Origin of the sequence: Cytobacillus sp. FSL R7-0680, assembly GCF_038009245.1 — a bacterium.
GTDB lineage: Bacteria > Bacillota > Bacilli > Bacillales > Cytobacillaceae > Cytobacillus > Cytobacillus kochii.
Map to the genome: position 1 here is coordinate 2,221,517 of NZ_JBBPAO010000001.1, position 14,987 is coordinate 2,236,503.

Below are 14,987 nucleotides of genomic sequence, written 5' to 3' on the forward strand. Positions count from 1 at the left end.
CCTCTTTTTCGAGTGAGTTGTTTTTGCTCTGCTAGCTTTGTGGTTTTCACGTTGGATGTACGAGGAAATCGGCTTTGTTCTGCTATCTTTGGTATTTTCTTTTTGGATGTACGAGCTAATTGACTTTGTTTTGCTATCTTTGAACATTTCTACACGAGCTAATCGACTTACCCCTGCTATCTTTGCGATTTCCACTCTACAACTACGAGCAACTACCGTTTACTCCATAATGGGGCGAAATCACTTATCTTTTTTCTCTATCCCTTCAACCTTTTTGCTGGAGGTAATAGAAAAGGAACTAAACCGTAGTTTAGTTCCTTTCAAACTTATGCAGACGTTTTTCTTTCTTCTTTCACAATTGTACCGTCTTCAAGTAATAACTTTGGTGAACCATTCTCAAGGACTGTATCTTTTGTAATGATACATTTTTTAATGTCTTCACGAGAAGGTAAATCAAACATGACATCAAGCATAATTCCTTCAATAATTGAACGTAATCCACGGGCACCTGTTTTTCTTTCAATTGCTTTCTTAGCAATTTCAATTAGTGCTTCATCCTCGAATTCTAACTCAACATCATCTAATTCAAGCATTTTTTGGAATTGTTTTACTAAAGCATTTTTCGGCTTTGTTAAAATTTCAATTAATGCTTCTTCATCTAATGGTGTTAAGCTTGCAATAACCGGTAGACGACCAATAAATTCAGGAATTAAACCGAAACGCAATAAGTCCTCTGGTAAAACCTTAGATAGTAACTCATGTTGTTCAAGTTCTTTCTGCTTATTATCCGAACCGAAACCGATCACTTTTTGACCTAAACGGCGTTTAATGATTTGTTCGATACCGTCGAAGGCACCACCACAAATAAATAAAATGTTCGTCGTATCAATTTGAATAAATTCTTGATGCGGATGTTTTCTTCCACCTTGTGGAGGTACGCTGGCAACAGTGCCTTCAAGAATTTTCAATAATGCTTGTTGCACACCTTCACCAGATACATCTCTTGTAATCGACGGATTTTCTGACTTACGGGCCACTTTATCAATCTCATCGATATAAATAATTCCTTTTTCAGCTTTTTCCACGTCATAGTCAGCAGATTGGATAAGCTTTAGGAGAATGTTCTCAACATCTTCACCAACATAACCTGCTTCTGTTAACGAAGTCGCATCTGCAATTGCGAATGGTACATTTAGAATTCTTGCTAATGTTTGGGCTAGTAATGTTTTACCACTTCCTGTTGGCCCAATCATTGCAATATTACTTTTTGCCAGTTCTACATCATCTACTTTACTGTTCGAATTGATTCGTTTGTAATGATTGTAAACTGCCACAGCTAGGTTTTTCTTTGCTTGGTCTTGACCAATTACATATTCATCGAGAATGTCGCGAATCTCGGACGGCTTTGGCACATCCTTAAATTCAACTTCTTCCTCTGTTCCAAGTTCTTCTTCCACAATCTCGGTGCATAATTCAATACATTCGTCACAAATGTAAACACCAGGACCAGCTACTAGCTTACGAACTTGATCTTGTGTTTTCCCACAGAAGGAACACTTTAATTGACCTTTTTCATCATTAAATTTAAACAAATCCTTCACCCCTTGATCAAACTTCTAAGCGATATATCTTCTGCGAACTTTTGTTTATCATTAGCTAAATATTTGAGCCAATTCACTCGCCAGTTCTTATTAAAAACGCTTGATAAAAACTAACCTTTAAGTTATGTATTGCATTGTAACACACTTCAGCAAAAGACAGGAAATAATAACACTTACCTCTAAGTTATGTACGTAATACGTTATTCATGATTCGCAGAAGGAAATCACTCAATAAAACTTGTACTTCCATAAGCATGTCCATTTTTATGCCCATCCATAAGTGGAATTTTTTTCAGGCAGTTATGTATGTGATAAGGTATCCTGCTTTTGCCGTACTGCAATTATGTAATATCTTAAATTGTAGAAAACAAGGCACGATGTGATCGCGCCTTGTTATGTGTAAGTTCCGGGTTGCTACCGTTACTTTGTTATATTCATTTTAAACAGTTTTACTATTTTCTACAAGTAAATCGATTGCTTTTTTCGCTTTAATATCAGATTGTAAACCATCAAGGCTACCACCCAGCGCCATTTGAATATTTTCAGCTGTCATATTATACATTTCAGCCATTTTATTTACTTCTTCGTTTATTTCATCTTCAGAAACTTCGATGTTTTCTGCAACAGCAATTGCTTCAAGAGTTAAGTTAATGCGCACGCGCTTCTCTGCGTCAACTTTCATTTGCTCACGTAATGCAGACTCATCTTGTCCAGAGAATTGATAATAAAGCTCAAGGTTCATACCTTGCATTTGTAAACGTTGTTCGAATTCTTGCATCATGCGATCTAATTCAGTATCAACCATTGCAGCTGGAATATCAATTGTTGTGTTTTCTGCTGCTTTTTCTACTACAGAATCACGCACATGGTGCTCTGCTTCATGGTTTTTACTATCAACTAGTTGTTTCTTCGTTTTTTCTTTTAGTGCATCTAATGTTTCAACTTCTTCATCTACATCTTTAGCGAATTCATCATCTAATGCAGGAAGTTCTTTTGTTTTGATTTCATGTACAGTCGTTTTGAATACTGCTTTTTTACCCGCAAGCTCAGCAGCATGGTATTCCTCTGGGAACGTAACATTTACTTCTTTAGATTCACCAGCAGAAACACCAATTAATTCTTCTTCAAAACCTGGAATGAATTGTCCAGAACCAAGTTCTAATGAGAAGTTGTCACCTTTTCCACCTTCGAATGCTTCTCCATCAACGAAACCTTCAAAGTCGATAACAACTGTATCACCTTGTTCTGCTGTACCTTCTTCTTTAACAACAAGCTCAGCTTGTTTTTCTTGTAGACCTTTTAATTCGTTTTCTACATCTTCATCCGTTACTTCTGTATCGAATTTTTCTACTTCAAGGCCTTTATATTCGCCAAGTTCTACTTCAGGTTTTACAGTTACTTTCGCAGTGAAAATAAGCGCTTTACCTTTTTCGATTTGTTCTACATCGATTTCAGGACGATCAACTGGCTCAATGCCTGTTTCATCAATTGCATTTGCATACGCTTCTGGTAAAAGAAAATCTACTGCATCTTGGTATAAAGACTCAACACCAAAGCGTTTTTCAAATAGGCTACGAGGCATTTTACCTTTTCTGAAGCCAGGAACATTTACTTGTTTAACTACTTTTTTAAATGCAGCGTCTAAACCTTCGTTTAACTTCTCTGCATCTACTTCAATTGTAAGAACCCCTTGGTTCCCTTCTAACTTTTCAAATTTAGCAGACATACTATTATTTCCCTCCAAAATCTATGATCATTTCATTCACAGCAAATAGAATGAATATGTCTAATCGATTATTCATTTATATAAGGTGAATCAGCTTTCTATCCACATAATACAACCATTATATTATAACATAACGTCTCTAGCTTTCAACAATGAGACTATATTTTAGGATAAGAAAATTCTTCTATTGCTTCAATATAAGTAATAGCTGCATGATAATCCTCTTCTTCGACACAATATTTCTCAAGCATCTCATCCACAGCAAGGTCCATCCCTAGGTAATCAATCGCAAGAGTATGATAAGCTGCAGACCATGTTTCAATAGAAAAAGGTTCTAATTCTATCGGATACATGAGAAATAAATGACGGTTCACAAGAGATGCAGCATGTTCAAGTAAAATGGGGTCATCTTGCTCCATTTTCTCTTCTAACACTTTGAGCATTTCAATCCTTTGTTGGAAATGCTCAAAGTCAGGCAAGTGTGCAGGAACAAAACTTTTTATATTACCCATTTTTTCAACAATAACTTCCTTATTATATAGATGCTGTTTTAACACATCGAGAAGTAATGTCTTAAAAAAGGGATGTCCCTCCTCAGATCGTAAATAGGAAAGGATTTCTTTTACATTGTGCACAATATTCTTTTCTGCCAATTCTTTAGCGAGCATCATCTGCTCTTGTTGATCTTTTATTTCAAAAAGCTGTAGGTGATTTTCCGAGCCGTCCTCTACCTCACTGGATTTTATGTCTGCTTCAGCCATTCTACGGCTGAATTCTAATAACCGACTAAAATGTTCAAATTTTTCATGAGGTACTTTGTTCTCTTCAAATAAGTATTCAATAGTGGTCACAATTTCATCGTAGCGATGTAATTGTACTAAAATCATCAAATACATATCTACCACTTGAAGGTAGTCACCTATCCCATTATGGAGCATGTATTCCGCTTGTTTTTGCGCATGTTGTAATTGACCTGATTCAAAAAAGGCAAGCACAAGACCCGTTTGAATATCTTCATCCTTATCATTTAGCTCTGAAGCTTCTGTTAAGAAATCTACTGCCTCTTGAAACTCCCTACGGTGTAAAGCCTCTAACCCTTTCTCTAATAAACGTCTATCTAAAAAGGGAAAGGGAATCACTTTATTTTTTTTGTCATCACGATTATGTTTTGTCATTTTGCCTACGTCCCTTTAATTCCTTATTTAGAGGTAAGTGTAGCATGAAAAGAGAAAAATGCAAAAGGATTGTGCGATTGAGAGGTTCAGCGGAAAAACTTCATAAAAAATGAGCCCTATATACAATGCATACGGGCTCACAAGTAATGATTTATTTACTATCTTAATGCTTGTTCATATGCAGTGATGTGATCATCTAATTGCAAGGTAATTTCAATTTCATCCCACCCATTCATTAGCATCGTTTTCCAATAAGCATCAATTTCAAATGATACTTGGAACCCTGCTTCATCACCAATCGTTTGCTTCTCTAGATTCACTTCTAATTGATAAGGCTGTTGTTTGCCTTTTTCAAGTAATTGCACAATTTGCTCCTTTGGTAACGCAATCGGTAACACACCATTTTTCAGGCAATTTTGATGAAAAATATCTGCGAAGGATGGTGCTAATATCACTTTGAACCCATAATCTAGGAGGGCCCATGGTGCATGCTCCCTAGATGACCCACAACCAAAATTCTCATTTGCAATTAAAATCGATGCATTTTGATTTTCATCTTGATTCAATTCAAATGTTGGGTTTAAACTACCATCTGCCATATAACGCCAGTCATAGAACAAAAATTGACCAAAGCCCGTTTTTTCAATTCGTTTTAGAAATTGCTTAGGAATAATCTGATCTGTATCTACATTGGCACGGTCAAAAGCAATCGCTTTATCCTTTAAAGTTTTAAATCCAGTCATCTACTCCGCTCCCTATCTTACTGGTTGTCTTTCAACCATTTTTCTAACATCGACAAAATGACCATGAATAGCTGCTGCTGCAGCCATAATTGGACTGACTAAATGAGTTCTCGCTCCAGATCCTTGCCGACCCTCAAAATTCCGATTAGATGTGGAAGCACAATGTTCACCGCTAGGGACAATATCATTATTCATACTCAAACACATACTGCAACCCGAATCTCTCCATTCAAACCCAGCTTCTCTAAAAATTTCATCCAGACCTTCTTCTTCTGCAAGCGACTTGACCGTTTGTGAACCTGGCACAACTAGTGCACGCACATCAGGATGAACTTTATTGCCTTTGATTACAGAAGCAGCCTCACGTAGATCTTCTAGTCGTGAATTGGTACAAGAACCGATAAATACATGTTGAATCTGAATATCTTCTATTTTCTGTCCTTCCTTTAGTCCCATGTATTTAAGCGCACTCTCAAGTGATTTCTTTTCCACGGCTGTTTCATAATCACTTGATGTAGGAATTGAATCAGTAACTTTAGATGTCATCGCTGGGTTTGTCCCCCAGCTAACCATTGGGGCAATATTAGCTGCATCAATAGTAATCACACGATCATAAGTTGCATCTTCATCCGACACTAATGATCTCCATTTTGTCACTAGCTCTTCAAAGGCATCCCCTGTTGGGACATACTTACGTCCTCTTAAGTAAGAAAATGTTGTTTCATCAGGGTTCACTAATCCCGCCCTCGCGCCACCTTCTATCGACATATTACAAATCGTCATCCGCTCTTCCATTGACATATGAGCAATAACTTCTCCCGTATATTCAATGACATGTCCTGTTCCAAAATCAAACCCATACTGAGAAAGGACATAAAGGATAACATCTTTTGCTGATACACCTTGTTGCCTTTTTCCATTGATTTCGATTTTTAACGTTTTCGGTTTTTGGCGCCAGATGGTTTGTGTGGCTAACACATGCTCCACCTCACTTGTACCGATACCGAATGCAATCGAGCCGAATGCACCGTGTGTGGATGTATGACTATCGCCACATACAATTGTCATCCCTGGTTGCGTTAGGCCTAATTCCGGACCAATGACATGAACAATTCCTTGGTCTGGATGATCAATTCCTGCTAGTGGTACTTGGAACTCTTCACAGTTTTTTTCTAGTGTTGTCATCTGGTTTAATGCAATCTTATCATTGATGACTTTACGATTATCTGTTGGGATATTATGATCCATCGTAGCGAAGGTTTTATCTGGTCTTCTAACCGTTCTTCCTTTCATTCTTAGGCCAGAAAACGCTTGAGGCGATGTCACTTCATGCACTAAATGCAGATCTATATACAATAAGTCCGGTTTTCCCTCTTCTTGATGAACAATATGTTGTTTCCATATTTTCTCTATAATTGATTGCCCCATTAATATTCACACCTTTCTAAAAGAAACACGGACCCACAATAGGGCCGTGTCCCTTCTTCATTATTTAAGCGTACGCACCCATAATATGCATAATGGCTTCATTATCAAGTAGCATCGCTTTTACTTCCGCAATCATTTCTGTTGTCGATGTCACTTGTTGGCCGAACTCCGCAATATCACTCGTTCTAAAGCCTGCATCTAACACTTGCTTTACAGCACGTTCTACTTCATTCGCTTCTGTTTCTAACCCGAACGATTCACGAAGCATCATTGCAGCAGATAAAATCATTGCTAACGGATTGGCCACGTTTTTCCCAGCGATATCAGGTGCCGAACCATGAATCGGTTCAAATAAATATGGACCATTTTCAGATAAACTAGCAGATGGTAGCATACCTAATGAACCGGTTAAAACGGAAGCCTCATCACTTAAAATATCACCAAACATATTCTCGGTTACGACAACATCAAACTGTTTAGGATTTGTCACCATCTGCATCGCCGCATTGTCAACTAACATATGCTCAAGATACACATGGGGATAATCTTTAGCCACTTCCTCTGCTGTTTCCCTCCACATCCTACTTGATTCAAGCACGTTTGCTTTATCAATAGATGTGACTTTTTTTCTTCTCTTATCTGCTAAAATAAACGCTTTTTCGATTACTCGCTTCATTTCTGCTTTTTTATAAAATAATGTATCGACTACCGCAGACTCCCCGTTAGCATCCATGCGTTCACTCGGTTGACCAAAATATAATCCGCCAGTTAATTCGCGTACCATCAATAAGTCTACACCTTGGATCACTTCATCTTTTAGAGGAGAAGATTTCGCCAAACTTTCAAAATAAGTTGTTGGACGAAGATTGGCATATAGATTAAGCTCTTTACGGATTTGTAATAACCCTCTCTCCGGACGGATATCAGGATTTACTTGATCCCATTTAGGACCACCCACTGCTCCTAAAAGAATCGCATCGCTTTCTTTGCAAAGTTGAATGGTTTCTTCCGGAAGTGGTTTGCCTTTTTCATCAATCGCATGGCCGCCAATCATACCATAAGCAAATTCAAATTGGTGATTATAGCGCTCTCCGACTGCTTGGAGAATTTCAACTGCTCCCTTTGCAACTTCTTTCCCGATCCCGTCTCCTGGTAGTACAGCGATACGTTTTTTCATCTTTTATCCCTCCGATTAAAGTGTAAGTTAACTATTCTGCATAGCTGGTTCCGTTTTTTCCTTCATATATATGACTCGGTTAACTGCATTTAAATAGGCTTTTGCTGATGCTTCTAGCACATCTTGAGCGAGCCCTCTACCACTCGTTTCTACCCCTTGGTAAGCTAACTTAACGAACACTTGCGCAAGTGCATCTCTACCGGCACCAACTGATTGAATGCGATAATCGAGTAAACTAATCTCACCATTCACACTTGCTTCTAATGTGTTATATAGTGCCTCAATACTACCTGCACCCGTACCTGCTTCTTGTATCACTTGATTATCGCTACCGGATAATGTAACCGTTGCTGTCGGCACTTGATTCGTACCGTACTGAATTTGGATTTGAATTAATTCATAGAATCGTTGTTCCTTCGACAATTTTTCTTCTAGCACAAGGGCGACTAAGTCTTCATCTGTCATCTCTTTTTTGCGATCGGCTAAATCTTTGAATACGGTAAATAGTGGTTTGATATCTTCATCTGCCACATCTAAACCTAATTCGTCTAAACGATTTTTAAATGCATGTCGTCCTGAATGTTTACCAAGAACAAGAGAGTTAGATTGCACACCGACTAATTGCGGTGAAATAATTTCATAAGTGGTTACTTCTTTTAATACGCCATCTTGATGTATACCAGATTCATGAGCATAAGCGTTTGCTCCAATAACGGCTTTATTTGCTGGGACCGGCATTCCGGAAAGTTTGCTTACAAGGCTACTTGTTCGGCTAATCTCCCCTAGGTTTAACGTTGTTTGGGCATTATAGAAATCTTTTCTGATGTGAAGGGCGACAGCTATTTCCTCAAGCGCTGCATTGCCCGCTCGCTCACCAATTCCGTTAATCGTTCCCTCTATTTGTGTCGCACCATTTTCGATCGCAGCTAAAGAATTCGCTGTCGCCATCCCTAGATCATCATGGCAATGAGCAGATAATGCTACTTTATCGATAGATGGGACATTATTTTTTAAATATTTAAAAATCTCTCCGTATTCCTTCGGTGTTGCATATCCGACTGTGTCCGGGATGTTGATCACCCTCGCTCCTGCTTGGATGACTTTCTCCACGATTTCTGCCAAGAAGGGCAATTCCGTCCTTGAAGCATCCTCTGCTGACCATTGCACAATGGAGAAGCGTTCCGCCGCATACTTAACGGTGTTAACTGCCGTTTCCACTACTTGCTCTTTTGTCATTTTAAGTTTGTAATCACGATGGATAGGGCTAGTTGCTAAGAAGGTATGGAGCCTTGGTTCGGCTCCTCCCTTCAATGAGTCCCATGCTGCATCTATATCCGATAAAACCGCTCTCGCTAAACCTGTTACAGAAGCGTTCTTTACTGTTTCTGCAATAGATTTTACCGATCCAAAGTCTCCTTTAGACGCGGCTGGAAAACCTGCTTCGATGATGTTTACATTCAGTCTTTCTAGCTGTCTAGCAATCTCTAATTTCTCAGAGAAGTTCAAGTTGACTCCTGCTGATTGTTCTCCATCTCTAAGCGTTGTATCGAATATATTAATTTGTTGCACTGCTCACCACTTCTTTCTTTTTATTGTTTTGGACGAATGGCATCATTTTGCGAAGCTCTCTACCAACTCTTTCAATTTCATGTTCACTTTCTTTTGCATTAATAGCTGTAAACACCGGACGATTCACCTGGTTTTCCATAATCCAGCCTTTAGCAAATTTGCCTTCTTGAATATCTTTTAATACTTCTTTCATTTCTGCTTTTACCCGTTCATCTACAACCCGTGGGCCACTGACGAAATCTCCCCATTGTGCTGTATCAGAAATAGAATATCTCATTCCTTCTAATCCACCTTCATACATAAGGTCAACAATTAATTTGAGTTCATGGAGACATTCAAAGTAAGCGAGTTCCGGCTGATAACCTGCTTCCGTTAACGTTTCAAATCCTGCTTTAACAAGAGAAGTCAGTCCGCCACATAATACTGCCTGTTCTCCAAATAAATCTGTTTCTGTCTCTTCTTTAAATGTCGTTTCTAAGCCCCCGGCTCTTAGTGCCCCAATTGCTCTTGCATAAGCTAGTGCTAATTCTCTTGCTTCACCTGATACATCTTGGTGAACGGCGAATAACGCTGGTACACCTGCTCCCTCTTCATATGTTCTTCTTACTAAATGACCTGGTCCTTTTGGTGCGACTAATAAAACATCACTTTCTTTCGGTGGAACGATTTGATTAAAATGGATATTAAATCCGTGAGCAAACATTAATGCTTGATTGGTTAAATTTGGTTCGATTTCTTCTTTATATACTTTCGTTTGCAATTCATCTGGTAATAAAATCATTACGATATCTGCTTTAGCAGTCGCTTCTCCTACTGAGTAAACTTGAAAGCCATCTTCAACTGCTGTCTGCCATGATTTTCCCTGCCTTAAGCCGATTACTACCTCTACACCGCTATCTCTCATATTTTGCGCATGCGCATGACCTTGTGATCCGTATCCAATTACTGCTACTGTTTTCCCGTTTAAGTAGTTCTCATTTGCATCTCCGTTATAGTACATTTTAGCCATTATTCATTCTCCTCTATTCATCATTTATTTTTTTATACAATTGAAAAATTATGTTTTTGTTGCGACTGTCTTTGTGTCCCTCTTGGGAAAGCTGTTGTACCCGTTCTAGCAATCTCTTTAATACCGTAAGGCTTAATTAACTCTAGGAAAGCTTCGATTTTTTCAGATTCTCCTGTAATTTGGATGACTAGACTATCTTTGCTAACGTCAATGACAGAAGCTCTGAAAGGTTCAATTAAGGAATAAATCTCATTTCTTGAGTGCGGATTAGACTGTACCTTTATCAAAGCTAGTTCTCTAGCAACAACTGCTTGATTTGTAATATCCGTCACTTTCAGTATGTCGATCTGTTTATTGAGCTGTTTCGTAATTTGCTCACTTTGTTGGTCAGACTCAACATAAATTACACATGTGATTCTTGACATCCCCTCCTGTTCAGATAAACCCACTGAAATACTTTCGATATTATAATTTCGTTTAGAAAATAAATTAGTAATTCGATTAAGTACACCAGGTTTATTTAAAACAAGCAGCGATATGATTCTCTTCATTCTTTCACACCTACCATCTCATGAATCCCTTTACCCGGAGCGATCATTGGAAAGACATTTTCGTCAGCATCGACACGGAAATCTAGCAATACAGGCTCTCTTGTGTGTAATACTTCAGCTAACACTCTCTCCGCTTCTTCTTCTGTTGTTATGGTATAGCCTTTAATATCGTAAGCTTCAGCTAGCTTCACAAAATCAGGTTGAACTGGAATCTTGCTATGAGAAAAACGTGATTCATAGAAAAACTCCTGCCATTGTCTAACCATCCCTAATGATTGATTATTGAATATTGCGATTTTTATCGGTAAGTTCATTTCTTGTATAACTGCTAATTCCTGTGTTGACATTTGAAAGCCTGCATCACCGACAATGGCAAGCACACAACTATCTGGATCAGCAATTTGAGCGCCAATACTAGAAGGTAAACCAAATCCCATCGTTCCAAGCCCACCAGATGTAACCCACCTATCAGCATGTTTAAAGCGATAGTATTGCGCAGCCCACATTTGGTGTTGACCGACATCTGTCGTTACAATCGCTTCGCCCTTCGTGTTCTCATACAAGAGCTCCATTACTCTTTGCGGCTTTAACTTTGGTGAAGCTTTATCATAATGGAAAGGATGTGCAACACTCCACTGTTTTAATGTCTCCATCCATTCGCTATGAGCTGGTTCATTACATTCTTCTTGAAGAAGTGCGAGAAGCGCAGCCTTTGCGTCTGCTACAACAGGAATAACTGTCGGTACATTCTTACCAATTTCCGCTGGGTCAATATCGATATGAGCAACCTTAGCATTCGGAGCAAAGTGTTCCAAATTACCTGTTAAGCGGTCATCGAACCTTGCACCGATATTAATCAATAAGTCACATTGTGAGAGTGCCATATTTGCTGTATAACAGCCGTGCATGCCAGCCATGCCAATGAATAATGGATGATCACTTGGAAAACCACCAAGACCAAGTAATGTATGGACAACTGGTATTTTTGTTTTTTCTACATACTGTAAGAGTTCGTTTGCCCCCTTCGAATGAAGAATGCCTGCACCCGCTAAAATGACTGGTTTCTGTGCTGCTCCTATCGCATCTGATAGCTTACGAATCTGAAGGCGATTAGGCTTTAGTGTCGGTTGATAACCCGGTAACTCCATTTCTGCTTCTTCGGGCCTTTCGGTAATCGTCGAAGCTATATCTTTAGGAATATCAATGAGCACTGGACCGGGTCTGCCTGTCTTTGCAATATAGAACGCTTCTTTAATGACTCTTGGAATATCCTCCAATTGGCGAATTTGAAAATTATATTTTGTAATCGGTGTTGTAATTCCTAATATATCTGCTTCTTGGAAAGCATCTGAACCAATCACACTTGTTGCTACTTGGCCTGTGAAAGCTACAATTGGTAATGAGTCCATCATGGCATCAGCCAAACCTGTTACGATATTCGTTGCTCCAGGCCCGGATGTTGCAATGACGACACCAGGCTTACCTGAAATTCTTGCGTAACCTTCTGCAGCATGTATGCCGCCTTGTTCATGTCTAGGTAAAACATGAAGGAATTTCGCATCATAAATCTTATCGTAAATCGGCAAAACCGCTCCGCCAGGGTAGCCAAAGACGACTTCTACATTTTCCCTTTCTAACGCATCCATTAATAAGTCTGCGCCTGTAATCGTCTCAAGCTTTGTTTTCACTTCTTCTGTTAAGGCAGCTTCCCGCACCATCGCTCTTTAACCTCCTTAATAAAATAAAATTAAATATAAAAAAGCCTCTCCATCCCTCATTGACCAATCATTGGTCAAGGGATGAAAAGGCTTTGATCACCATTCCACGGTACCACCCTTGTTCGCGTTTTAAATCTCCACGCGCACTCAGTAACAGCATAATAACTGCTAAGCTTAGATAACGGGTTCCTTCGACCCGGAAGACTCTACTTATCATTGTTCAAGTCTTCACTCCGAGGTGAGTTCATTTTAAGACTGGTTTACCGGTTTCCAGCTTGCCCGGCTCTCTGCAAAACCTACATCAAAAAACTACTTATCCTCATCAACGCTTTTAGTTTCTCACTTTAAACCACTAAAATTTCGTTTGTAAAAATAAAAGGAAAATAACGCTGCTTCCAATTTCATTTTCGATTTATTTTATTGTGCTTTGCTTTGTTGAGGACTATCTTACGCCCATTTTCAAAAGTCGTCAACACCTTTTTGGAAAATTATTTGATAATTTAGATTAGTCTGTTTTCATGTATCCGCTTACATCATTGATCTATTAACCTTTTAATTGGACAAAATTTTTTATTGATTTATTCATTCTGTGGCATGCGAGAATAGCAAGTGAAGTACTTTTAGGATGGGGGTATTTGAACAGCTCATGAGCAAAAGAACGCGACTAATTGAAGGCTATTACAAGATAAATCATGTGCGTTCATTTACGATAAATACTATACAAAGAAACTACAACCTTCAGAGACCATTTCATGTTAATCCATTTTTTTAATATTTAATCACATACAAACGTGATAACTTCTACCATATGCTGACTCATCGTTACATCATTCGATAAAAATCACCAGTATTTGAGGATGTTTTTATTCAGTGCATCTTATCACTATTATTTCAATATAGTATTTTTATAGTTGTTTCTTTGGGTTTTTAATTGAGGATGAAAAACAACAAAGGAAGATTACTTATGGAGAAGTCTAATATGAAATCGATCTCTAGCTGAAATAAAAAAAGCGCTAATCCAAGTTTTCACAGGAATCAACGCTAGTGTTGGTAGATAAATATGTAGCTAATGGCGTCCCAGGAGAGATTCGAACTCCCGTTCCGTCATAGTCACGTCATTTCACTCGTTATATAGAACGATTGTTGACACGGACATTGAACGTTCAACTGACCGATTGACTAAATATTAGCATTTTCTTCTATTATATACAAGCATTAGACGGATAATTATGCGCAAAATTAAAAATAATTTCGTCACAGACGCAATCTCAAGCATATGTATCGACCGCCCGAAGGCAGCCTTTGTTAATTAAGCATCTTATCTAAGTTCGCAAGGTCTTTGCTGATATCTTCGCGCGTCACACGGACTCTCGATGTATGCTCTTCGGACTTTACGATTTCCTTCTTATCAACTAGGCGCCCAGTCAGCTTCAGATAGAGTTCTAAAGCCTTCATGCTAGGAATACCGTTACTTGACCGCCCTTCTATGGATTCTTTTAGTTTTGCGACGGCCGTCGGCATAAAGTTATCGAGTTCGTGATCCGCTAAATACGATTGGTATAGCGTAAAGTACCTATCTCGGCGCCAATTATACAAGGTTCGCGTTGAGATTCCGAGCGATTCAGCTAAATCCTCGTAGCTCAGCTTCTTTTTCCCTAAAAACTCGTTCTCAACTATACCTTGCGCCACCTTCATCTGTTCCGGCGTTAAATGTGCCTTAATTTCGTTCAGTGTAATCATTTATTCATCCTCCTTAATTTTCGCATAATGTTCGCGCCACTTGGCTACTTCCGCTAAATACAGCGCTTCATCATCGCGATACCTCTGACATTCCTTTTCGATTGTTGCGTCGCTAGTAGGCGGTTTTCCTATCCTCGCTAGTCGGATGCACTTATAAAGCGATTGTAGCGCCAGATCTGGCGATAACTCTTCCTGTCCCTCGTTAAACTTCGCGATTTCCCTTAAGGCGCCGTATATACTCCTCGCCCATATAGACGTTTTGCTTGAATCAGCGCAATCCGTGTAGGCTAACAGGTCAAAGTCGCCATAATGCCTCTCAAACTTCGCACAATCGATTCCCGTCGGTATTACGTTAGTCTCGTCGATGATTTGCGCATATTTCACTATAAAAGCAAAGTAGTCCGGCATTCTTTCGGCTGTCACAATCGCTAACGGAAGTGGAAAGAACGGCTTTGGCGGATCGGCTGGCTTGCCTGCAGCTACGCGGTCACGACGCATCTGCTCGATTCTTGCTTTCAGTTCTGCGATTGTTGCTTGATGATTGCTCATG

The 14,987-nt window shown here is 39.1% G+C and carries 12 protein-coding genes and 1 other annotated feature; all 12 genes read right to left on the reverse strand.

Annotated elements, in window-relative coordinates:
* Positions 1-326 precede the first annotated feature (326 nt).
* A complete protein-coding gene (gene clpX / locus MKY26_RS11080) occupies positions 327-1,592 on the reverse strand; it encodes an ATP-dependent protease ATP-binding subunit ClpX (RefSeq protein WP_095372368.1) in 1,266 nt (421 codons plus the stop codon).
* A 448-nt stretch (positions 1,593-2,040) separates the two neighbouring features.
* Complete coding sequence (tig, locus tag MKY26_RS11085) at positions 2,041-3,327, reverse strand: trigger factor (RefSeq protein WP_341097191.1); 1,287 nt, start codon at positions 3,325-3,327, stop codon at positions 2,041-2,043.
* A gap of 158 nt (positions 3,328-3,485) precedes the next feature.
* On the reverse strand, positions 3,486-4,502 hold the full coding sequence (locus MKY26_RS11090) for a tetratricopeptide repeat protein (protein WP_307312702.1): 1,017 nt from the start codon (positions 4,500-4,502) through the stop codon (positions 3,486-3,488).
* Between the two features lie 158 nt (positions 4,503-4,660).
* The gene (leuD, locus tag MKY26_RS11095) at positions 4,661-5,245 is read right to left on the reverse strand and encodes a 3-isopropylmalate dehydratase small subunit (protein ID WP_095372365.1); all 585 of its coding nucleotides are present in this window, start codon (positions 5,243-5,245) and stop codon (positions 4,661-4,663) included.
* A 12-nt stretch (positions 5,246-5,257) separates the two neighbouring features.
* Complete coding sequence (gene leuC, locus MKY26_RS11100; RefSeq protein ID WP_095372364.1) at positions 5,258-6,673, reverse strand: 3-isopropylmalate dehydratase large subunit; 1,416 nt, start codon at positions 6,671-6,673, stop codon at positions 5,258-5,260.
* 64 nt (positions 6,674-6,737) lie between these two features.
* On the reverse strand, positions 6,738-7,850 hold the full coding sequence (gene leuB, locus MKY26_RS11105) for a 3-isopropylmalate dehydrogenase (RefSeq protein ID WP_307312699.1): 1,113 nt from the start codon (positions 7,848-7,850) through the stop codon (positions 6,738-6,740).
* Positions 7,851-7,877: 27 nt separating this feature from the next.
* Positions 7,878-9,419: a 2-isopropylmalate synthase gene (locus MKY26_RS11110; RefSeq protein WP_095372362.1), complete on the reverse strand. Its 1,542-nt coding sequence runs from the start codon at positions 9,417-9,419 to the stop codon at positions 7,878-7,880.
* Positions 9,406-10,428 (reverse strand): ketol-acid reductoisomerase, encoded by a 1,023-nt coding sequence (gene ilvC, locus MKY26_RS11115; protein ID WP_095372361.1) that lies wholly within the window; start codon positions 10,426-10,428, stop codon positions 9,406-9,408. The genes MKY26_RS11110 and ilvC overlap by 14 nt, the downstream gene beginning before the upstream one ends.
* A 32-nt stretch (positions 10,429-10,460) precedes the next feature.
* Positions 10,461-10,979: an acetolactate synthase small subunit gene (gene ilvN, locus MKY26_RS11120; protein WP_095372360.1), complete on the reverse strand. Its 519-nt coding sequence runs from the start codon at positions 10,977-10,979 to the stop codon at positions 10,461-10,463.
* Positions 10,976-12,697 carry an acetolactate synthase large subunit gene (ilvB, locus tag MKY26_RS11125; protein WP_307312698.1) on the reverse strand — a complete coding sequence of 574 codons (1,722 nt, stop codon included), beginning with the start codon at positions 12,695-12,697 and terminating at the stop codon, positions 10,976-10,978. The genes ilvN and ilvB overlap by 4 nt, the downstream gene beginning before the upstream one ends.
* Positions 12,698-12,771: 74 nt before the next feature.
* Positions 12,772-13,032, reverse strand: a binding site (T-box leader).
* 970 nt (positions 13,033-14,002) lie between these two features.
* Complete coding sequence (locus tag MKY26_RS11130) at positions 14,003-14,437, reverse strand: phBC6A51 family helix-turn-helix protein (protein ID WP_341097214.1); 435 nt, start codon at positions 14,435-14,437, stop codon at positions 14,003-14,005.
* Positions 14,438-14,986: a hypothetical protein gene (locus tag MKY26_RS11135; RefSeq protein ID WP_341097218.1), complete on the reverse strand. Its 549-nt coding sequence runs from the start codon at positions 14,984-14,986 to the stop codon at positions 14,438-14,440. It lies immediately after the preceding gene.
* Position 14,987 lies beyond the last annotated feature (1 nt).

Excerpts from the sequence above, each read along its gene's own strand:
- tig (WP_341097191.1), bottom strand. The coding sequence starts at position 3,327 with ATGTCTGCTAAATTTGAAAAGTTAGAAGGGAACCAAGGGGTTCTTACA.
- MKY26_RS11090 (WP_307312702.1), bottom strand. The coding sequence starts at position 4,502 with ATGACAAAACATAATCGTGATGACAAAAAAAATAAAGTGATTCCCTTT.
- leuD (WP_095372365.1), bottom strand. The coding sequence starts at position 5,245 with ATGACTGGATTTAAAACTTTAAAGGATAAAGCGATTGCTTTTGACCGT.
- leuC (WP_095372364.1), bottom strand. The coding sequence starts at position 6,673 with ATGGGGCAATCAATTATAGAGAAAATATGGAAACAACATATTGTTCAT.
- leuB (WP_307312699.1), bottom strand. The coding sequence starts at position 7,850 with ATGAAAAAACGTATCGCTGTACTACCAGGAGACGGGATCGGGAAAGAA.
- ilvC (WP_095372361.1), bottom strand. The coding sequence starts at position 10,428 with ATGGCTAAAATGTACTATAACGGAGATGCAAATGAGAACTACTTAAAC.
- ilvN (WP_095372360.1), bottom strand. The coding sequence starts at position 10,979 with ATGAAGAGAATCATATCGCTGCTTGTTTTAAATAAACCTGGTGTACTT.
- ilvB (WP_307312698.1), bottom strand. The coding sequence starts at position 12,697 with ATGGTGCGGGAAGCTGCCTTAACAGAAGAAGTGAAAACAAAGCTTGAG.
- MKY26_RS11130 (WP_341097214.1), bottom strand. The coding sequence starts at position 14,437 with ATGATTACACTGAACGAAATTAAGGCACATTTAACGCCGGAACAGATG.
- MKY26_RS11135 (WP_341097218.1), bottom strand. The coding sequence starts at position 14,986 with ATGAGCAATCATCAAGCAACAATCGCAGAACTGAAAGCAAGAATCGAG.